General features: G+C 65.7%; 16 protein-coding genes and 2 pseudogenes. 13 read left to right on the forward strand and 5 right to left on the reverse strand.

The window, feature by feature from the left end:
• The first annotated feature begins 110 nt into the window (after nucleotides 1-110).
• The 5 genes from AB3X89_RS13740 to AB3X89_RS13760 all read left to right on the forward strand — a co-directional run bounded on the left by AB3X89_RS13740 (nucleotide 111) and on the right by AB3X89_RS13760 (nucleotide 6,922).
• A complete protein-coding gene (locus AB3X89_RS13740; RefSeq protein ID WP_368583764.1) occupies nucleotides 111-854 on the forward strand; it encodes a (Fe-S)-binding protein in 744 nt (247 codons plus the stop codon).
• On the forward strand, nucleotides 851-2,254 hold the full coding sequence (locus tag AB3X89_RS13745) for a lactate utilization protein B (RefSeq protein ID WP_368583765.1): 1,404 nt from the start codon (nucleotides 851-853) through the stop codon (nucleotides 2,252-2,254). The genes AB3X89_RS13740 and AB3X89_RS13745 overlap by 4 nt, the downstream gene beginning before the upstream one ends.
• Nucleotides 2,241-2,825, forward strand: a complete 585-nt coding sequence (locus AB3X89_RS13750) for a lactate utilization protein C (protein ID WP_368583766.1) — start codon at nucleotides 2,241-2,243, stop codon at nucleotides 2,823-2,825. The genes AB3X89_RS13745 and AB3X89_RS13750 overlap by 14 nt, the downstream gene beginning before the upstream one ends.
• Nucleotides 2,826-2,894: 69 nt before the next feature.
• Complete coding sequence (locus AB3X89_RS13755; protein ID WP_368583767.1) at nucleotides 2,895-4,664, forward strand: VRR-NUC domain-containing protein; 1,770 nt, start codon at nucleotides 2,895-2,897, stop codon at nucleotides 4,662-4,664.
• Entirely contained in the window at nucleotides 4,661-6,922 is a 2,262-nt protein-coding gene (locus AB3X89_RS13760) for an ATP-dependent DNA helicase (protein WP_368583768.1), read from the forward strand. The genes AB3X89_RS13755 and AB3X89_RS13760 overlap by 4 nt, the downstream gene beginning before the upstream one ends.
• Nucleotides 6,923-6,973: 51 nt before the next feature.
• On the opposite strand, the gene AB3X89_RS13765 is transcribed toward AB3X89_RS13760, so the two are convergent.
• Complete coding sequence (locus AB3X89_RS13765; RefSeq protein ID WP_368583769.1) at nucleotides 6,974-9,610, reverse strand: mechanosensitive ion channel domain-containing protein; 2,637 nt, start codon at nucleotides 9,608-9,610, stop codon at nucleotides 6,974-6,976.
• A gap of 406 nt (nucleotides 9,611-10,016) precedes the next feature.
• A complete protein-coding gene (locus AB3X89_RS13770; RefSeq protein WP_368583770.1) occupies nucleotides 10,017-11,456 on the reverse strand; it encodes a sigma 54-interacting transcriptional regulator in 1,440 nt (479 codons plus the stop codon).
• Nucleotides 11,457-12,115: 659 nt separating this feature from the next.
• Between AB3X89_RS13770 and AB3X89_RS13775 the strand changes: the two genes are divergently transcribed.
• From AB3X89_RS13775 to AB3X89_RS13800, 6 genes and pseudogenes are all read left to right on the forward strand, one after another.
• The gene (locus AB3X89_RS13775; RefSeq protein ID WP_368583771.1) at nucleotides 12,116-12,511 is read left to right on the forward strand and encodes a hypothetical protein; all 396 of its coding nucleotides are present in this window, start codon (nucleotides 12,116-12,118) and stop codon (nucleotides 12,509-12,511) included.
• A 272-nt stretch (nucleotides 12,512-12,783) separates the two neighbouring features.
• Nucleotides 12,784-13,053: a hypothetical protein gene (locus AB3X89_RS13780; protein ID WP_368583772.1), complete on the forward strand. Its 270-nt coding sequence runs from the start codon at nucleotides 12,784-12,786 to the stop codon at nucleotides 13,051-13,053.
• A 183-nt stretch (nucleotides 13,054-13,236) separates the two neighbouring features.
• The gene (locus tag AB3X89_RS13785; protein ID WP_368583773.1) at nucleotides 13,237-14,439 is read left to right on the forward strand and encodes a CpaE family protein; all 1,203 of its coding nucleotides are present in this window, start codon (nucleotides 13,237-13,239) and stop codon (nucleotides 14,437-14,439) included.
• A gap of 166 nt (nucleotides 14,440-14,605) precedes the next feature.
• Nucleotides 14,606-16,045 (forward strand): nicotinate phosphoribosyltransferase, encoded by a 1,440-nt coding sequence (locus AB3X89_RS13790; RefSeq protein ID WP_368583774.1) that lies wholly within the window; start codon nucleotides 14,606-14,608, stop codon nucleotides 16,043-16,045.
• Nucleotides 16,046-16,063: 18 nt separating this feature from the next.
• Nucleotides 16,064-16,324, forward strand: a pseudogene (locus AB3X89_RS13795) (nitrogen fixation protein NifQ); the annotation flags it as partial.
• A gap of 38 nt (nucleotides 16,325-16,362) precedes the next feature.
• Nucleotides 16,363-16,782, forward strand: coding sequence for a winged helix-turn-helix domain-containing protein (locus AB3X89_RS13800; protein WP_368583775.1), 420 nt, complete (start codon nucleotides 16,363-16,365; stop codon nucleotides 16,780-16,782).
• A 33-nt stretch (nucleotides 16,783-16,815) separates the two neighbouring features.
• On the opposite strand, the pseudogene AB3X89_RS13805 reads toward AB3X89_RS13800, so the two are convergent.
• Nucleotides 16,816-17,090, reverse strand: a pseudogene (locus tag AB3X89_RS13805) (DUF2325 domain-containing protein); the annotation flags it as partial.
• Nucleotides 17,091-17,446: 356 nt separating this feature from the next.
• On the opposite strand from AB3X89_RS13805, the gene AB3X89_RS13810 reads away from it, so the two are divergent.
• Entirely contained in the window at nucleotides 17,447-17,932 is a 486-nt protein-coding gene (locus AB3X89_RS13810) for a nuclear transport factor 2 family protein (protein WP_368583776.1), read from the forward strand.
• Between the two features lie 90 nt (nucleotides 17,933-18,022).
• Nucleotides 18,023-18,961, forward strand: a complete 939-nt coding sequence (locus AB3X89_RS13815; protein ID WP_368583777.1) for a 2OG-Fe(II) oxygenase — start codon at nucleotides 18,023-18,025, stop codon at nucleotides 18,959-18,961.
• On the opposite strand, the gene AB3X89_RS13820 is transcribed toward AB3X89_RS13815, so the two are convergent.
• The gene (locus AB3X89_RS13820; protein ID WP_368583778.1) at nucleotides 18,891-19,328 is read right to left on the reverse strand and encodes a GNAT family N-acetyltransferase; all 438 of its coding nucleotides are present in this window, start codon (nucleotides 19,326-19,328) and stop codon (nucleotides 18,891-18,893) included. The genes AB3X89_RS13815 and AB3X89_RS13820 overlap by 71 nt on opposite strands.
• 38 nt (nucleotides 19,329-19,366) lie before the next feature.
• Entirely contained in the window at nucleotides 19,367-20,806 is a 1,440-nt protein-coding gene (locus AB3X89_RS13825; RefSeq protein WP_368583779.1) for an MFS transporter, read from the reverse strand.
• Nucleotides 20,807-20,888 lie beyond the last annotated feature (82 nt).

The raw sequence follows: 20,888 nt of genomic DNA on the forward strand, positions 1-20,888 counted from the left end.
ACCGTCAACCGACTTTCTTATAGTCTTGGTCAGACCAACATGACCAAGACCGGCCAAACGGGCCGCACCGGTCAACCGGCATCATCCCCGCCGCATTTCCTGAAGGCCCTATGAAAGTCGCGCTGTTTATCCCTTGCTTTATCGACGCGTTCTATCCCGAGGTCGGTATCGCGACTCTCGAACTGCTCGAACGTTTCGGCATCGAGGTCGACTATCCGCAACAGCAGACCTGCTGCGGCCAGCCGATGGCCAATAGCGGCGCGCATGCGGACGCCGCCGCCACCGAGCGACTCTTCGCGCGCAACTTCGCCGGTTACGACTACATCGTCGGGCCGTCCGCGAGTTGCATTCATCACGTGCGAGAGCATCTGACCGCGCTCGAGCAGACCGATGAAGTGAAGAAGGTGCGCGCAAGCGCTTACGAGTTGGTCGAGTTTCTGCACGACGTGATCGGCGCGCGCGAATTTCCGTGGGCCGAGTTTCCACATCGCGTCGGTCTGCACACCAGTTGCAGCGCGCTGCGTCATCTGAAGCAGGCGTCGGCGTCGGAAATTGCCGGCACGCCGTTTTCAAAGCCGCGTGCACTGCTCGAAGGCGTGAAAGGCATCGAGTTCGTGAAGCCGGCGAGGCCCGACGAATGCTGCGGTTTTGGCGGCACGTTCTCGGTCACCGAAGAAGCGGTGTCGGTGCGCATGGGGCAGGACAAGGTGCGCGACCATCTGAATGCGGGCGCCGAGTACATCGTTTCGGGCGATATGTCCTGCCTGATGCACCAACAGGGTTGCGCCGAACGCATGAAGGCCGACGCGCGCTTCATTCATATCGCGCAGGTTCTCAATGGAGCACGCGCATGAGCGGCGACCATCACCGCGTCGATCACGCCAAAGCCGCGGGTTCCTTTATCGGCAAAACCGAGCATGTCGCGTTTCACGACAAGCGTCTGTGGGACCTGCGCGAGAAGCGCGACGCGCAGGCGCACGGCATTGCCGAATGGGAAACGTTGCGCTCGCTGGCGTCGGGCATCAAGGAACACACGCTGTCGCATCTGGCCGACTATCTGGAGCAGTTCGCGGCGGCCGCCGAGGCCAATGGCGTGGTCGTGCATTGGGCGGCGAACGCGGAAGAGCACAACGCGATCGTCCACCAGCTGATGTCCGAGCGCGGCATGACGACGCTCGTGAAGAGCAAGTCGATGCTGACCGACGAATGCCGGATGCGCGAGTACCTCGAACCGCGCGGCATTACGGTGATGGAGACGGACCTCGGCGAGCGCATCCAGCAACTCGATCATCAGGACCCGAGTCATATGGTCGTGCCGGCCGTCCACAAGCTGCGCGCGGACGTGGCCGAGTTGTTCGGCCGTACCATCGGCACCGATCCGAAGAATAGCGACATCCATTATCTGGCCGAAAGCCAGCGAATGAATACGCGGCCTTATTTCGTGCGCGAGAAAACGGCTGGCATGACCGGCTGCAATTTCGCGGTGGCGGAAACGGGCACGGTCGTCGTCTGCACGAACGAAGGCAATGCCGATCTTTCGGCGAACGTGCCGCCGTTGCATATCGCATCGATCGGAATCGAGAAGCTGATACCGAAGGTGTCGGACCTCGGCGTGTTCGTGCGCATGCTGTCGCGCAGTGCGTTGGGTTCGCCGATCACGCAGTACACATCGCATTTTCGTGCGCCGCGGCCGGCCACCGAGATCCATTTCATTCTCGTCGATCATGGCCGTTCCGAACGGCTCGCGATGGAGGACTTCTGGTACTCGCTCAAATGCATACGCTGCGGCGCGTGCATGAATACGTGTCCGGTGTATCGACGCAGCGGCGGCCTGTCGTATGGCGGCACCTATTCGGGGCCGATCGGCGCGATCATCAATCCGACTTTCGATCTGAAACGCTATAGCGCATTGCCGTTCGCATCGACACTCAACGGCAGTTGCACGAACGTGTGTCCGGTGAAGATCAACATTCACGAGCAGATCTATAAATGGCGCGCGGTGATCGCCGAGCAGCACGAAGTGCCGTTCGTGAAGCAGGAAGTGCTGAAGATGGCGGGGCGTCTACTATCGAGTCCGACCTTGTATCGCGCGACGGTGGCGTCGATGGGCAGCGCGTTGCGGCGGCTGCCGAATTTCGTGCTGTACAACCCTCTGAATATCTGGGGCCGGCAGCGCGAATTGCCGGAAGCGCCGAAGATGACTTTTCATGCCTGGTACAAGAAGAATCGCGGAGGCGGCAATGACAACGCGTGAGGCTTTTCTTGCCAAAGTACGCGCCGCGCAACCGACCGCGCGGCCGCGTCCCGACGTGCCGCTGTTCGATGCGGTTGGCGGCGATCTGCGGGCGCGTTTCGCAGCGGCGTTGCAAACGATGGGTGGCACTTGCGTCGAAGCAGCGAGCGCGAGCGACGTCAGCGGTCTGATTCGCGAGCGCTTTGGCGCGGCTGCATCGATCGCATCGGCGAGCGCCGAAGTGCCTGGCACGCGCGTGATCCGCGCCGATACGGACCCCGCGTCGCTGCAGGATGTCGACGTCGGTGTGGTGCGCGCGCGCTTTGGCGTCGCCGAAACCGGCTCGGTGTGGTTCAGCGAGCGCGAATATGTGGTCAATGCCTTAGGCTACATCGTCCAGCATCTGATCGTGTTGCTCGATCCGGCGCAATTGCTCGATGGACTGCAAGACGTCTATCGTCGCGACGATTTCGGCAGCGCTCGCTACGCGGCGCTGGTTACCGGCCCCTCGGCCACCGCCGATATCGAGGGCGTACTGATTCGCGGCGCGCAGGGCGTGCGTTCACTGACGGTCGTGTGGCTCGCGGGCTGATGCACGGCGGTTGCCGCGCCGGACTTTGCTATCATCACTGTATAAACATACAGGTCCTGCACAAAGTCCGTGGCAACCGATGCTCGCTCAGAGATCCGCTCTGACGCCCCTTACTACCTGGTGAATTTCGAGTGCGCGCTGGCGTGGCTCGCCGCGCGTTACGACGACCTGCTCGACGACGAAGAGCACGCTTTTCTGAGCACTTTCGCGACATTGCCGCAGGCCTCGCGTGCGTTGCTGGTGCGCATGCTGATGCGCAAGGGCATGCTGTTTCGCGCGAGCCGCCTCGTTTATGAGGAAATCGGCTGCCCGTTGCAGGCGGCGATGCCGATGACGGAGCATCGCTGGATCGACATCGAACCGGCTCTGTCACTCGACGATCTGTTTGCCCTCAGTACACGTGCGCAATTGCTGGAGATGTTCGCGGACGCGATCGCGCGAATTCCCGGCGCAAAGGCATTGCGCAAACCGGATCTGCTCGAAACGCTGCGCGTGTTTTATGAAACTGAAAACGGCGAAGCGCAAGCATGCCCATCACGTCCGCTTGCCGCGTGGCACGGCGCTACAACGGACCGGGTGCTGCACGTCGCTATCGCGCCGTTGTGCGATCGCTTGCGGCTAATGTTCTTCGGCAATCTATATCAGGACTGGTCGGAGTTCGTGCTCGCCGATCTTGGCGTGTTCCAGTACGAGAAGGTCGCGTTCGGACCGTCGTCGCGCGCGTTCCAGCAACGCGCGGACATCGACGTCTATCTCGCGCTGCACGCGTGCCGCGAAGCGCTCGAATGGCTGCCGGTCGACACCGGCGCCGCCACGCTTGAAGAACTGATCACGACCGTCCGCTCGATCGATACCGCGAATCCGTGGCTCGAAACGCGTCGCGCGAAACTGCTGTTCCGGATCGGCCAGGATTGCGAGCGGCGCGAGCAGTGGGACACCGCACTCGAGGTGTACGGCGCATGCGCGTGGCCGGGTGCGCGTCATCGACGCATGCGCGTGTTCGAGCGCAGCGAGCGTTACGGCGAAGCACTCGCACTGGCCTTGCAGGCCGATGCCGCGCCCGAGAGCGAAGAGGAGGCGCAGCGTGTCGCCCGGATGTTGCCGCGCTTGCGGCGCAAATGCGGCGTGCCCGTGCCGCGCGCGACGGCGGCACGGCCTGTAGAGCGCGGCATGCTGGTGCTGCTGAAGCCTGACACGCCGGTGCCCGTCGAATACGTGGTGCGCGATCATCTGAGCAGCGACGCTGCGCCGGTGCACTACGTCGAGAACGCGCTGATCAACTCGCTGTTCGGCCTGCTGTGCTGGGAGCCGGTGTTCGCGGCGCTGCCCGGCGCATTCTTTCATCCGTTTCAGCGCGAACCGGCCGATCTGCACGCGCCCGATTTTCACGCGCGCCGCGCCACGCAGTTCGCGGCGTGCTTCGCGCAGCTCGATAGCGGCGTCTATCGCGAGACGATTTTGCGGCATCTGCATCAGAAGACCGGTATGCAGTCGCCGTTCGTATTCTGGGGACTGTTGACGCCCGAACTCGTCGCGCTCGCGCTCGACTGTCTGCCCGCCGCGCATCTGAAGCTATGGTTCGAGCGGCTGCTGCGCGACATTCGCGGCAATCGTTCCGGCTTGCCCGACCTGATCCGGTTCTGGCCGGCCGAGCGTCGCTATGAATTGATCGAGGTGAAAGGCCCCGGCGATCGTCTGCAGGACAACCAGATCCGCTGGCTCGCGTACTGCGCGCAACACGGCATGCCGGTGCGCGTCGTCGACGTGCGCTGGGCCGGGCAAGAGGCACAGGGCGAAGCGGACGTCGCGACGCGAGCCGCGGCGGAGCGCGTCGTATGACCTACGTGGTGGCTGTCCGCGCGATGTGCGAATTCACCGCGCGGCGCGGCGATCTCGATCTGCGCTTCACGCCCGCGCCGACTTCGCTCGAAGGCATTGCCGGTCATCAGATGGTCGCCGGCCGTCGCGCGAGCGGCTACGAAACCGAGCTCACGCTGACGGGCACGCATCGCAGTCTGACCGTGCGCGGCCGCGCGGACGGCTACGATCCAATCGCGAACCGGCTCGAAGAAGTGAAGACCTATCGCGGCGATCTCGCGCGCATGCCCGCCAATCATCGGGTGCTGCACTGGGCGCAGGCGCTCGTCTATGGGCATCTGCTGTGCCGGGCGCGCGGGCTCGGCGAGCTGACGGTCGCGCTGGTGTACTTCGATATCGGCAGTCAGAAGGAAACCGTGCTGACACAGCAGCACAGCGCGCGCGAACTCGAAATTTTCTTCGTCGACCAGTGCGAACGATTTCTCGATTGGGCCGTGCAGGAAGACGCGCACCGTGCTGCGCGCAATGCGGCGCTCGTCAAGGTGCAGTTTCCGTATGGGCAGTTTCGCCGTGGGCAGCGCGAGCTCGCGGTGGCCGTGTATCGTGCGGCGCGCGACGGCAAGCCGTTGATGGCGCAGGCGCCGACCGGCATCGGCAAAACGCTGGCGACGATTTTTCCGTTGCTGAAAGCCTGCGGCGAAGACCGGCTCGATCGCGTGTTCTTTCTGACCGCGAAGACGCCGGGCCGTGCGCTTGCGCTCGATGCGATCGACTCGCTGCACCAGAGCGCGCCGCTGCCGCTCAGAACGCTCGAACTCGTCGCGCGCGACAAAGCCTGCGAGCATCCGGACAAAGCCTGCAACGGCGAGTCATGTCCGCTCGCGCGCGGCTTTTACGATCGTCTCGATGCGGCGCGCGCCGCCGCGCTGGCGACGCCGCGGCTCGATCGCGCGGCGGTGCGCGAGGCCGCGCTCGCGCACGACGTCTGTCCGTATTATCTGGCGCAGGAGCTCGCGCGCTGGGCCGATGTGATCGTCGGCGACTACAACTACTACTACGACGCGAGCGCGATGCTGCATGCGCTCACGCAGATCAACCAGTGGCGCGTCGGCGTGCTGGTCGATGAAGCGCATAACCTGCTCGAACGCGCGCGGCGCATGTATACCGCGTCGCTCGATCAAGGCGCGTTCCGGCTCGCGCGCAACAGCGCGCCGGCAGCGCTGAAGAAGCCGCTCGAACGCTTGCAGCGCGAGTGGAATGCGCTCAAGCGCGCGCAGACGGCGAGCTACCAGCTGTATGCGGAGATACCCGGCAAATTGCTGTCCGCCGCGCAGAATCTGATTGGCGTAGTGACCGATCAGCTCGCCGACGCGCCGTTGTCGATCGACGAACACGCGCTGCGCTTTTTCTTCGATGCGATGCACTTCGTCGCGCTCGCCGAGCAGTTCGGCGAGCACTCGATGTTCGACGTGACATTGAGCGCCGACCGTTACGCGCCGCGCGACAAAACCAGTGCGACGCTATGCGTGCGCAACGTGATTCCCGCGCCGTTTCTCGCGCCGCGCTATGCGGCCGCACGTACCACGGTGCTGTTCTCCGGCACGCTGAATCCGCAGCATTTCTATCGGGACACGCTTGGGCTCGCCGACGACACGCAATGGCTCGACGTCGAAGGTCCGTTTCGCGCGGAGCAGTTGCAGGTGCACGTGGCCGCTCATGTATCGACGCGCTGGCGTGACCGCGAGCGCTCGCTCGCGCCGATCGTCGAGCTGATCGCGAAGCAGTACGACACGCAGCCCGGCAACTATCTCGGGTTCCTGAGCAGTTTCGATTATCTGCAACGCGTAGTCGCGCTGCTGCGCGAGCGGCATCCCGGTTTGCCGGTGTGGACGCAGGAGCCCGGCATGGACGAAGCCGCGCGCGATGCGTTTCTCGCGCGCTTCAGGACGATGAATCAGGGAATCGGCTTCGCGGTGCTCGGCGGCGCGTTTTCGGAAGGTGTCGATCTGACCGGACAGCAACTGATCGGCGCGTTCGTCGCGACGCTCGGTCTGCCGCAGGTCAACGACGTCAACGAGCAGATGCGCCGCGCGCTCGATGCGCGCTTCGGCAATGGCTACGACTACACGTACCTGTACCCGGGATTGCAGAAAGTCGTGCAGGCGGCGGGGCGCGTGATCCGCACCGAACAGGATCGCGGCGTCGTGCATCTGATCGACGACCGCTTTCGCAGGCCGGAAGTGCGGCGCCTGCTGCCGCGCTGGTGGCAGGTTCGCTAGCGCTGCGCCGCGCTAGCGAACCGTTACGCGCTCGAGGCGCGACGCGTCACGTCATGCGTGCGGCGAGGTCGAGCCCGGATTGGCGGGTGTACCGGGTCCACCGGCCGGGCTCGGATCGACTGGGATCTGATCGTCGAGCGGCGCGTCGCCCTTGTGCGGAGTGTGGTCGCCGCCATCAGGCTGTCCAACGTGGTGGATGCGCGGCACGCCCGCATCGACCTTGGCCTTGCTCGCCGGGTCCCACGTGAGCAGATGACGCTGCGGATTCGCGATCTCGATGCCGAGCTCGCTGAAGCGTTCGAGGATGCGCCGGTTGAACTCGCGTTGCACGCCCCAGCGCGACGTATCGCGGCATTGCATCTGGCCGGCCAGCGTGATCGCCGAACCGTCGACCGCATCGACACCCCAGAACGAGAAGTCCGCGAGGATGCCGTCCTTGAACTTGTCATCCGCGCGCAGCGATGCGCCGATTTCCTTCAGCGTGTCGATCGCGCGCTCGACGTCCTGGCCGAACACGATATTCACGCGCACCGCCGCGTTGCCGATGCCGCGATTCGTGTTGTTCACGGTCGACACCGAACTGAACGGCACCGTAAACAGCGAGCCGTCGCTGCCGCGCAGGCGCACGGTGCGAATCGACAGATATTCGACGGTGCCCGACACGCCCGCAAGCGTGACCCAGTCGCCGACCTGCATCGCGTTTTCCATCAGCAGGAAGATGCCGGTGATGAAATCCTGCACCAGCTTCTGCGAGCCGAAGCCGAGCGCGACGCCGAAGATGCTCGCGCCCGCGAGCAGCGGCCCGATGTTTACACCGAGTTCGCTCAGCCCCGTCAGCACGACGACGAGCGCGATCACGCAGAACAGCGCGCTACGCAGCATCGGCATCAGCGTGCGCAGGCGCGCGGCGCGCACCAGATCGCCGCTGCTCGTCCAGTTGTCGAGGCGGCGTTCGGCCGACACGTTGACCACCTCCCACACCACCAGCGCGATGATCGCGGCCACGGCAATCGTCGCGAGCGCCGAGGCGAGGCGGTGGCCGATCGTGCCGCTGCGGAACAGATCGACGACGTCGACGCCCCACGCCTGCAAGAGCACGAATGCGGTGACGACGCCGATGACCCAACTGATCACGCGCCGCAGCGCCGGATAGTAACGGTACGCGTGCTGATGCACGAGCGAGCGCGACGCTTCGTCCTGCACGTGGAAGATGCGCGCGAGCGCACCGAAGATCACGATCGACACGAGCCGCGCGCCGATCAGTATCGCGAGCGTCATGCCGCCGATATTCACGAGCGCGTGATAGCCGTTCCGTACGTCGAAGGCCCACACGAACCACAGGCCCATCACGATGACCACGGCAACCCAGGCCCACGCGTCCGCGAGCGCGTTGCCCAACATCTGCAACGACTCGTGCGCGGTGAAGCGATCGCGGATCCGGCTGGCGACCGGCTTTGCACAGCGCAGCACGAGGATCGAGATCATCACGTGACCGACCAGCGCGACCACTTTCAGCAGCGCGAGATGCGCGGCGTCGTTCATGCCGAGCGCCTGCGCGACTTCGGCTAGCGCGACGCCGGCGCCCACCACGCTGACGATCCGCACGATCCAGCCGAGGATGAACGCGGCCCACGCATCGCCCATGCGCAGCAGCCGCAGACGCGGCGCGCTCGGCTGCAGAAAGAACGCGCCGACGATCACGACGCAGCGGCACACCACATAGACGTCGATCAGCGAATCGAGCGCGCGGTCCTGCGGCGTGCCGTTGTCGGTGATGATCGAAATCACCGCGCTTGCGGCGGCGACGAATACCACCAGCGGGATCAGGCGAACCAGCGTAATGAGCAACGCGCGCGGCAGACGTTGCAGCAGCGTCCAGTGGTGCGTCGCGTTGCGCTTGCCTTCGGCTTCGATCGCGCGGCCTTTCTCGGATGGCGTCGCGTACGGCGCGGCGGGGCCCGTGGCGACCGCTTGCGCCTCTGCCTCGAGCACCGGCGGCACCGACGACATCGCGGGCAGCGGCGGCGTGTTCGTCGGCGTATGACCGGCCGGCGCGGCGCCGGCGGCACGCGTGGACGGCGGCGCGCTGTCGTTGTCATCCTGCTGCGCGGCTTCGCGGCGCGCGGCGATCGCCCGGTAGATGCGCCGCAGCAGCCGGCGCGTCAGCCATTCGAGCAACAGTGCGGGAATCAGCGCGGCGAGCAGCGACGACAGCACCTTGAACAGCACCACGCGCGCGTGCGGGTTGGCGAACTGCCAGTTCCACCACGCGCGCACCGACGCGACATCGAGCAGCGCGGCGACCGAGCCGCGCAGCGAGGTCGCGAGATAGCTCGCGTAATGCGCGCCCTGACGCGCGATCTGCGACGCGAGGCCATTGCTTTTGAACGCGGCTGGCACGAGCGACGCTGCGCCGCTGGCGGCGGCCGGTGCCGACGCCGCTGCCGGCGCGGAAGCGGGCGGCGCGCTCAATGCGCCAGCCGCGGCGATCGCCTGCAGCGTATCGGCGACCTGCGCGCGGCGCTTGGGGTCGTTCAGGACGGAGAGCGCGTCGCGGGCCTGCTGAGGTGTCAGCGTGACGGCGGCGGAAGCGGACGTGGGATGGGCGGGCTCAGGCGCGGCGGCAAACACGGGCGCCGCGCCGGCGACCAGAAAAATGAAAAAACAGATACGGAGAAATTTTTGCATGGGGTGTAGAGCGGGATGAAGCCAGGGCGGACGATTGTGCCGGAACGTAGGGCGGTTTCAGCGGGGCGACCCCGGACGGACACGGGCTCGGGCGCCGAAGTTCCTACGGCGGAGGCCCGCCGGACGGGCGAAAGGGCCGCGAGGGCGGCGCTCGCCGGATGGGGCGTTGAGCCGATAGCATAGCCGATGATGGCCGGCAGGCTTGGCGAAGTCAGCAGAAAGCCTGCCCGGAAGGCCCCGTGGGCGGGGCGGCGCAAGGGGCGAGGGGCCGCTTGCCGGGTGGCAATGCTGGCGGTGGCGCGAGGACGCGCTGGATGATTGCGCTAGCTGTAAGCAGAGCGCTTGTGAGTTTTCATTGATCAATCGCCGTCAGCATGCGCTGCTAAGCGTTCACTACAAAAAACGCTTAAATCCGCGCACATGCCACCGACGAGGACTGGCGCTCGGTTTCGTCGCCGGCATCGGGACCGCTGCTCGCGCCGCGCCCGGCTGGCTCCTGATGCAGCCGGTTCGCGTGCATCAGCCGGTACAGCGTCGCGCGCGAAATGCCGAGTTCGGCGGCCGCATCGGACAGCTTGTAGCCGTGTCGCAGCAGCGCGTTCTCGATCGCATCCTTTTCGGCCTTGCTGCGGATTTCCGCGAGCGTGACCGCGGGGCCGTTGTCGGCCTCGGGCAGGCCGAGGTCGCTCGCCGTGATGAAGCGGCCGTCGCTCATCACGACCGCGCGGCGCACGCAGTTGATCAGCTCGCGCACGTTGCCGGGCCAAGGATAGTTCGACATGGCGACGATCGCGTCGCTCGACAGCCCGCGCAGCTTGCGCGCACCGTCCTGCTTGTACATGCTGAGCGCGTAATTGGCGAGCAGCTTGATGTCGCCGCCGCGCTCGCGCAGCGGCGGTTCGATGAGGCGCAGCACACACAGCCGGTGATAGAGGTCGGAGCGGAAACGGCCATCTTCGACGGCGCGCTCGAGGTCGACGTGGGTGGCCGAGATCACGCGCACGTCGACGCTGATCGGACCGTTGCCGCCAAGCCGCTCGATCGTGCCTTCCTGCAGGAAGCGCAGCAGCACCGCCTGGCATTCGTGCGGCATGTCGCCGATTTCGTCGAGAAACAGCGTGCCTTCATGCGCGCTCTCGATGCGGCCGATCTTGCGTTGCAGCGCGCCGGTAAATGCGCCGCGCTCGTGGCCGAACAGTTCGGCCTGCAACAGGCTCGGCGGAATCGCCGCGCAATTGATCGCGACGAACGTGCGGCCCGCGCGCGGCGAGCGATCATGAATAGCGCGAGCGGTCAGCTCCTTGCCGGTGCCGGATTCGCCTGCGATGAACACGGGTGCGTCGGTCACGCCGCACTTGTCGATGCGCCGGTAGAGCTGCTGCATCGGCTCGCATTGACCGACCATGCCGTGACGGCCGACCGACGGCTCGGGCGCGACGCGCGGCTGACGCAGGTTCGACAGCCCATGCGCATGGCCGAGCGCGAACACGAGCCGCTCGTTGAGCCACGGCTGCGTGACGAAGTCGAAGCAGTAATCGAGGATGAAACGGCTGACCAGTTCGTTGTCGGCCTGGCCCGGCACGATCTGCGCGACCCAGTTGGTCTCGACGCGGCGCATGCACAGCGCGAACGCGGATAGCTGCTGGGACGTGCAATCTTCGGGCAGCTGAACCAGACCGACCTTGATGTTGCCGCGTTCGATCATGCGTTCGGCCACAGCCGTGCTTTTTGCGTGCACGGCTTGCCATCCCGACGCGGCCAGAAACTCGACGAGTTTCTGGTCGGGCGCGTTCGCCACGTACAGAACCGTGCGTTCCATCTCGGCCGGCGTGCAAGTCGTAGTCATGATTCCCCCCGTTCGATCCTCAGGACTGCTGTGCGGCGTTGTGAGATTCAGGCGGCCAGTTACTGCACTCCGGCTGCGACGCATTCACGGCAGCAGCGATCACGAACAAGGGACACTGCAAGCGCGGCGCGAACCGGAACGCGCTGCATGGCGGACCGATTCATGCAATGGCGGCGACCTTGTCGTTCATTGCTGAAACTGCCCGGCGACTTTATCCCCGAATCGTGAAAACCACTTGAACCGTGGCTTGCCTCGTTGACCTGATACAAGCGCTCTGATTGGCGCATGGCCTAACGATAAGCGAAAGCGCCTGAAAGCGCCAGATAAAGAAACATGGATAAGCAATGCGTGTTGGTTTTCCGATTAACACGGATCACTAATGAATAAACGGTCAAGGCCGGATATGCGAGGAATCGCACATTGCATAGCAATTGCCGTGGTATTAAGGAGTGGCTATAACTGACGAGGCGTAAGCAGTCGTGTTTCACAGTTGCGACAGATTGGACAGCACGAGTCGACTGCGCTTTGCCGTGCCCGGCAGGACGCTTCTCCGGCCTTGCGGGACGGCGAAGCCACGTGTGGCCGGCCCCGCGGCCACCCTGCAGGCTGGCGAGACACAGCGGGGGGCGCGCTTTGCGGCCAGCGCGCGGCGAATTGGCGTGTCAGAAACGAATCAATGCGCGCTGCGCAAAAAAAATCGGGCGGGCTCGCGGCGCGTCGAAAGCAAACCGATTTCCCCGCAGCGTGAAGCTTTGACGGGCGCCTTACCGATTGTTAAGCGGGTTGGCATAAGCGTTGCAATAAGGTCTGCACAGAAAAATGTTTGCAGCCAGGTCGACGGTACGGGGAAAACCGGATTAAAAAAGACCGGCGGTAAAAAGCTCACTCGCAGGCATGGTCGGGGAAGCCATCAAGTGTCTGCGGGAGCGCGGCGGGGCCTTATTAAATACGTGAGAAAAACGGTTGAGTGGCGGACCGGTGTGACGGCCATTCAAAACCGGACCACAAAAAGGGCATCGACTTCGCCGTTTTTCCTTTTCGACTTTTTGTCCTGACGACGCGAAAAGGATGGCGATAACGACAGGCAACGCGCTGGCAACGTTCGCGAGCGACGCGCCGCAAAGGGAAGGGGCAGCGCCGGATCAGGACCGGCCGGCGCGATGAAGCGGGGAGAGAGGCCATCGTCTCCACAGAGAGACGAATGTACGAGGTGAACCAGGGGCCGTGTCCGTGAGTTGGCACGGGCACGGCGACCTGGCCCGACGGCCGGGGCGCTGCAACGAAGCGGCGTCACCTGGCGCAAATCCGATCGACATCGGGGGCTGTCATGAAACCACAACTGATTCGCAGGCCGGCCGCTTCGGAGGGAACGGGGCGCACTTACCGGCGGTACGTCGCGGCGTCGCGCGCGCGCTTTTTCGCGCAGGCGGCGGGGGCGTCCGTCGATCTGCTGACGCTCGTCGTCGCCGAGGCGCTCGAGCGCCGCGCGCAGGCGGAGATCCGCCGTGGCGCGCTGCGCGACGCGCTGTACGAGAGGCCGGTGCGCGCTGAACGCAGCGCGGCGCGTCGGCGCGACGACGATGAAAACGAGGTTTGACGCCTGCTGCTCGATACCGGCTCGCGACGGCCGTACGGGAATTCGATAACCCCGTTTGCCGGCTCATGGTTTTCACGGAGGAGCGCCGCGGTAAGGAGTTCGCGCCGAAGCCTGCGTCGTCAATCGTGAACAGACGACTTGAATAAAAACCGCGCATGACGCGCCAAGCGCCGCAGAGCTGCCATGATCGACATCTTCCTGATTGCCGCGAGCATTGAAAACGCGCAGCGCATCGTCGCGCGGCTCGAACAGAGCGGCGTGCGTTATCGGCTGCACACCGCGTACGGTTCGGCCCGGCAACTGCCGATCCACGCGCGCATGCTCCGCACAGCCGACCTGCTGATCGTCGACGACGCCCATCTGAACGTCCGCGGACTTGGCGGCGTCGAGGAAGCGCTTGCCTGCGCGCCGACGCTCCATTGCATGCTGGTGACGCCGGCGCCGTCCAGCGCGCTGATCGGCGCGGCGCTGCGCATCGGCGTGCGGCAGGTGCTGTCGTGGCCGCTCGACGCGCAGGCCGTCGCCGATGCGCTCGCGCAGATCGAAGCGCGGCGTCGCGCGCCTCAGCGGCGTCGCGCGCGCGTGGTCACGCTGGCGTCGAGCAAGGGCGGCAGCGGCACCACGCTGATCGCGGTCAACCTCGCGTGCGCGCTCGCCGCGCAGCGTGAGCGGCGCGTGCTGCTGATCGACCTGAGCCAGCAATTCGCCGACGCGAGCCTGCTGATGGCAAATCGCCCGCCGCCGATGACGCTCGCCGACCTGTGCTCGCGCAATGAGCAACTCGACGCGGCGCTGTTCGACGCGTGCGCGATGCACGTGCGCCCGAACCTCGACCTGCTCGCCGGCGCCGGCGATCCGCTGAAGGCCGCCGAACTGCTGCCCGGCCAACTCGAGCGGATTCTGACGCTGGTGCGCCCGCGCTACGACGCGGTGCTGATCGACGTCGGCCCGAGCCTGAATCCGTTGACGATCCGCGCGCTCGCGCATAGCGACGCGATCTGCATGGTGGTGCGGCAGAACCCGCTGTACCTGCATGGCGCGCGCCGCATGCTCGATATCTTTCGCGAACTGGGGCATCCGGCCAGCAAGGTGCGAGTCGTCGTCAATCAATACGACAAGGACGCGCAGATCAATCTGCCGATGCTCGAACGCACGCTCGGCGCGAGGGTCGCGCATCAACTGCCGCGCGACGATCAGCACGTCGACGACGCGCTGAGCCTCGGTGTGCCGCTCGTCGCGTGCGCGCGCGACAGCGGGCTTGCTCAAGGCATCGTCCTGCTCGCGAACATGCTGTGGCCGGCCGGTGCCGAGCGCCGCAAAAGCATGCTCGGCCGGCTGCTCGCGACGTGGCCGAATCTGCCGCCGCAATTGAAGCCGGGCATCTAGTCCGACGACGAGCGCTATCGCGCATACCGTAGTAAGGTGAGATACAGGGTCCTCCCCCGGCCTTTTTGAACAGGTAGAGCGGCGGCGTCAGAGTTTCGAAAGCCGCGAGCAGGCTCGCGCCGTCCGGTCATTCCAGCGAGAAAATCACGTGAGCGCAGCACCGTCCATGCAAAACGCGCAGGGTTTCAGCGACCTCGCGTCGATCCTGTCCAATCCGATTCTGAATACGGATTCGTACAAGGCATCGCACTTTCTGCAATATCCGCCCGATGCGACGGCAATGTTCTCGTATATCGAATCGCGCGGCGGACGTTACGAGCGCACGCTGTTTTTCGGCTTGCAGATGCTGCTGAAGGAATACCTGTGCCGGCCCGTCACCGGCGCGATGATCGACCAGGCGCGCGCGTTCTTCAGCGTGCACGGCGAGCCGTTCAACGAAGCGGGCTGGCGCTACGTCGTGCAGCAATACGGCGGCCATCTGCCGGTGCGGATTCGCGCGGTGCCCGAAGGCTCGGTCGTGCCGACGCACAACGTGCTGGTCACCGTCGAATGCGACGATCCCCACGTATTCTGGCTCGGGTCGTATCTGGAGACGATGCTGATGCGCGTGTGGTATCCGATCACGGTCGCGACGCAAAGCTGGCATCTGCGCCAGACGATCCGCGCAGCTCTGCTGAAAAGCAGCGACGATCTTTCGCAGCTGCCGTTCAAGCTGCACGATTTCGGTGCGCGCGGCGTGTCGAGCGGGGAGTCGGCGGCGATCGGCGGCGCGGCGCACCTCGTCAGCTTCATGGGCTCGGATACGGTGCTCGGGGTGGTTGCGGCGAATCACTACTACCACGACAGCATGGCCGCGTTCTCGGTGCCCGCGGCCGAGCACAGCACGATCACGGCGTGGGGCCGCGAGCGCGAAGTCGACGCGTATCGCAACATGATCGACCGCTTCGGCAAGCCGGGCGCGATCGTTTCGGTGGTGTCCGACTCTTACGACCTGTTCGCCGCGCTGAACGCATGGGGCGGCGAGCTGAAGCAGGCCGTGGTCGATTCCGGCGGCACGCTGGTGATTCGCCCGGACTCCGGCGATCCGTGCACGATCGTGCTGTACACGCTGCGCTCGCTGGAGGCGTCGTTCGGCTCGCAGACGAACAGCAAAGGGCGGCGCGTGCTCGACCACGTACGCGTGATCCAGGGTGACGAGGTGAACCCCGATTCGATCCCCGCGATTCTCGCCGCGATGGACGAGGCCGGCTTCGCCGCCGACAACATCGTGTTCGGCATGGGCGGCGCGCTGTTGCAGAAGATCAACCGCGATACGCAGCGCTTCGCGATGAAGTGCTCCGCGATCCGGCTCGGCGACACGTGGCACGATGTGTCGAAGGACCCGGTCACCGATCACGCCAAGCGCTCGAAGAAAGGCCGGCTCACTTTGCTGCGCCATCGCGCCAGCGGCGAGTACCGGACGGTCACGTTGCCGATCGTGTGGGACGAGCGCACGGTGGCGGGCGAGTGGGACGAAGTGCTCGAGACGGTGTTCGATACGGGCCGCTTGCTGGTCGATACGTCGTTGGCCGAGATTCGAGGCCGCGCGTATGCGGACGAAGTTTGATCAGCCATGCCTGACGATCCGTTGATGAACGACTGCATCGCCCATGCGTGTTTGCGTCCGCATCATCTATGGCGCGACCTTGGTCTCGCAGGCCGCGATGACGTGACGTGGATGCTCACGCGCTACTTGCCGACGCTGGTCGAGCGCAACATCGATGACCTGCGCTGGAAGAAATTCCTCGCATCGCAATGCGCGATCCCGTTGGGTCTGGAGCCGGGACCCGCGCCGGGTTGCCCGGGCTGCGAGGACTACGGGTACTGCTTTCCAAGGCAGCCTTGAAGCGCGCCACTGAGGGGGCGGCGCGAAACCGTTCCTGTATGCTTGCGCGCACGGCCGACACCGCAAAACCCGCTAAAAGCAGAGCCGCTCCGGCGACGAAGTCCACCAGGGCGCGTCCCGAAGTGCGCTTCAGGATGCGCATCCGTAGCGGCGATGCGGTTGCACTCGGGCCAGGCAAGGTCGATCTGCTCGAGGCGGTGCGCGACTATGGATCGATCTCGGCGGCGGCGCGGAGTCTCGATATGTCGTATCGGCGCGCGTGGCTGTTGATCGACAAGCTGAATCGCTCGCCGAAGTCGCCGGCCACGCAATCGGAGCAGGGCGGTCAGAGCGGCGGCGGCTGCACGCTGACGCCGGTCGGCGAAACCATCATCCGGCTGTATCGTGACGTCGAGGAAGAGGCGCGGCGAAGCTGCGCGAAGCAGATCGCCGAACTGGCGAAACTGATCCGCTCGTGAAGGCCCACGATCGCGTCGGCGCTATCGGTGCGCTCAGCCGTGCCGCAAACAGAACACCGAAGGCGGCGGATGGCGAAGCTGCGCGACGTGCTCGGGATGCAGCCGCGCGATCAACTCGACGAAACTCGCGACGCTCGCAGATCCGCTTCAGCGTATTCATCGAACCGTGATCGATGCAATCGACTGGAAACACGACGATATCCGCGCCCGGTAGCGCGGCGACCAGCAGCCCCTTGCGATCCTCGACACCGCCGTCGTGCGCGACCCTTGAGCGCGGCATCGGAGCCGGGCCGGCCACCCACGGATACTGCTGATCGCGCTCGGCAATCTGCTGACCGCGCTCGCGGCCGGCGGCGCGCGCTACGTGTGGGTTCTTCGCCGCGGGTTTTGCGGCGGCGCTGGGAGTGGCGGCGCTCGTCGCGGCGTCGGTGGCGGCGGTGGTGTGGGGGCTCGCCGGGCGGGCGGAGGTGGCGCGTTTCCAGGCGGCGGTATCGGAAGGGGAAAGCCGTCGTCGGCTCGCGCCGGTCCCCCATTCGCGCCGTTTTCCTATATCGTGTGCGCCAGGTCCGCCGCCTACCGCGCGCGGGCTGTCTTTTCGGAGCGCGGCGCGCCTCTGCGCGCGCATGACACGTGATGCGCTCCCGCAATACACCACACGACATCAATGAGCCATCCGAACACCGAGCTGATCGAACGCTTCTACACCGCCTTCCAGCAACGCGACGCCGAGACCATGGTCGCCTGTTATGCCGACGACGCCGTCTTCAGCGACCCCGCCTTCGGCGAACTGGTCGGCGACGAAGTGCGCGACATGTGGCGCATGCTCGTCAAGCACGCGCAGGACTTCACGCTGACCTTCAGCGACATCGAGGCCGACGACCGTACCGGCCGCGCGCAGTGGGTGGCGCGCTACCGTTTCGTCCAAACCGGGCGCGACGTCGTCAACCGGATCGAAGCGCGTTTCGTGTTCCGCGACGGGCTCATCGTCGAGCATCGCGACCGCTTCGATCTGTGGCTGTGGATGCGCCAGGCGATGGGCATGCGCGGCACGCTGCTCGGCTGGTCGCCGTTCGTGCAGCGGATGCTCAGGCAGCAGGCGCGCCGGGGGCTGCTGCACTATCGCGGGCAGTTGAATCGCGAGCGCGGCTAGCCGCGTGCGTGCGGCGCGCGCATCGCGCTTGCTATGATCGAAGCACGCGCGCGCCCGCACTCCTTGCCGGGCCGCCGCACAGGAAACGCTATGCGAGTCGTCGATGCCGCCTGGCAAGAATGGCTGAGCAGCAATGTCGCGCGCGGCTGCACGCCGGGCTCGATGATCGACGCGATGGTGCAAGCCGGCTTTGCCGACGGCGAGGCCCGCGTCGCGGTCCACCATGCGTTCGACCGGCGCGCGTGCCGCCCCGCGGCGCCCGCCACAGTCGCCGATCCCGCCACCAATCCTTATCGCTACGACGCTGCGCCGGTTGCACGCGGCAACCTGATCCGCGCCGCTGACCGCGAGGTACGCGTGTTACTCCGCTGCGAGCGCCCGCAGCTGGTCGTGTTCGCCGACGTGCTGTCGGCCGTGGAATGCGCGGATCTGATCGAACGCTCGCGGCATCGGTTGAAACGCTCGACGACGGTCAATCCACTCTCCGGCCACGAAGACGTGATCCGCAGCCGGACCAGCGAAGGCGTCTGGTATCGGCGCGGCGAGGACCGGTTGATCGCGCGAATCGAACGACGCATCGCGAGCCTGACGAACTGGCCCATCGAAAACGGCGAAGGCCTGCAGGTGCTTCATTACGGCACGAGCGGCGAGTACAGCCCGCATTTCGACTTCTTCGCGCCCGATCAGCCCGGCAGCGCGGTGCACACCGCGCAGGGCGGCCAACGCGTCGCGACACTGATTATCTATCTGAACGACGTCGCCGACGGCGGAGAGACGGTGTTCCCCTCAGCAGGCCTGTCGGTCGCGGCGCGGGCGGGCGGCGCGGTGTATTTCCGCTACATGAATGGTGAGCGCCAGCTCGACCCGTCGACGCTGCACGGCGGCGCGCCGGTGCTGGCCGGCGACAAATGGATCATGACGAAGTGGATGCGCGAGCGCGCGTATGCTGACGCGGCGCCTATTCGGCCGCTTTATAAACATCCGGCCGATGCAGCTCCATATACCGCTCGGGGTTCGCGAGCGACGTGAACCCATGCGGCGCATAGACGTGATGCGCGTCGGTCGTGACCAGCACGACTCTGCGCAGACTGGCGAGCGACGGGCTCGCAAAGATATGTTTCATCAACGCCGACGCATAGCCGTGGCCGCGATGCGCCGGCAGCACGAACACGTCGCACAGGTAAGCGAAGGTCGCCTCGTCGGTGATCAGACGTGCGAACGCGATCTGCTCGCCGTCGACAAATCCGCCGAAGCACAGCGAACCGGCGACGGCCCGCTCGAAGGTCGCGCGCGGCATGCCCTTGGCCCACGGCGTTTCCTGCGACAGGAACGCGTAGACCATGTCGAGGTCGAGATCGGCGATGCGGCTGGATATCTTCAGTTCGCTGGCTTGCATGGGGTGTCTCCTGTTTCGCGTAGCGGCAGCGTGTGCCCTTAGCCCTTCGCGGTAGTCTCGCCACCGCGCGAACCCCCGCCAATGCTCTGGCCGGCATTGCGCGCGAGCCCCATATAACCGAGCACCGACAGCAGCGTCAGCACGCCGGCGAACAGGAACGCGAGGCGGAAATCGTCGAGCGTGAACACGTGGCCGGTCGTCTCGCCGTTGAACAGCGCCGCGACGCGCAGCGACACCGCACCGAACGCGATGCCCAGACCGATCGTCATTTGCATGGCCGCGCTCCATAGCGTGCTCGCCGCACTCATCTGCGTCTGCTGGATATCGGCGTAGGCGAGCGTCGCCAGCGTCGAGAACTGCATCGAGCGCGTGACGCCGTACACGAACACCACGATCAGCACCAACACCAGCGGTACGTCCGGCGTCAGCAGTCCGCACAAGGTGATGAAAATGCCCGCCACGACGACGTCGACGATCGCCACCGTCCGGAAGCCGTAGCGCTGCAGGATGCGCGTGGTCAGCGCCTTCATGCCGAGGTTGCCGACCGCGCTCGCGAGCAGCAGCAGACCCGAGCGGAACGCCGACAGCCCGAAGCCGACCTGGAACAGCAGCGGCATCAGATAGGGCACCGCGCCGATGCCGATGCGCGTGAACGAACCGGTGATGACCGTCACCGAGAACGTCGGCACCTTCAGCGTCGACACGTCGACGAGCGGATGCGGATGACGCTTCGCGTGCAGGAACGCGATCGCGCCGACCAGCAGACCGCCCGCCACGACCGCGATCGCGAGCCACGCATTGGTGGCCGGCTGGCTCGCGAGCTCCGCGCCGTACAGGATCGCGGTCAGCGCGACGCCGCTCAGCAGCAGGCCGACGACGTCGAGCGGCTTGCGTTCGGTGCCGCGCAGATTCGGCACGATGGCGAGCGCGACGGCGATCGCTGCGAGGCCGAATGGCACGTTCAGCAGGAAGATCCAGCGCCACGACGCGTAGGTCGTGATGAAGCCGCCGATCGGCGGGCCGACCACCGGCGCCGCGATGGCCGGCCAGGTGATCGTCGAGATCGCCTGCATCATGCGGGCTTTCTCGGTGCTGCGGACCACGATCAGACGGCCGACCGGCACCATCATCGCGCCGCCGATGCCTTGCAGCAGCCGCGCGGCCGTGAACTCGGGCACGTTCTGCGACAGCCCGCACAACACCGACGCGACCGTGAACACGCCGATCGCGCTGACGAACACGGTGCGCGCGCCGCAGCGGTCGGCGACCCAGCCGCTCGCGGGGATGAAGATCGCGAGCGCGAGCATGTAGGCGGTCATGCCGAGGCTCAGGCTGTTCGGGCCGACGCCGAACGAACGCGCCATCTGCGGCAGCGCGGTGGCGATCACCGTGGTGTCGAGGTACTCCATGAAGAAGGTGGCCGCGACGATGTAAGGCAGCCAGCCGACGTGCGCGGTGCGGGTGCCGCTGCTGCTCATCGCGCGAGCTCCCGCGGCGCGCCGAGGCGCGCGCAAAGACCATTGACGGGCCGGCGCGCGGCGCGCGAAGCGTGTGACTTCA

The sequence above is a fragment of the Paraburkholderia sp. BR14320 genome, assembly GCF_040948665.1.
Lineage (GTDB): Bacteria > Pseudomonadota > Gammaproteobacteria > Burkholderiales > Burkholderiaceae > Paraburkholderia > Paraburkholderia youngii.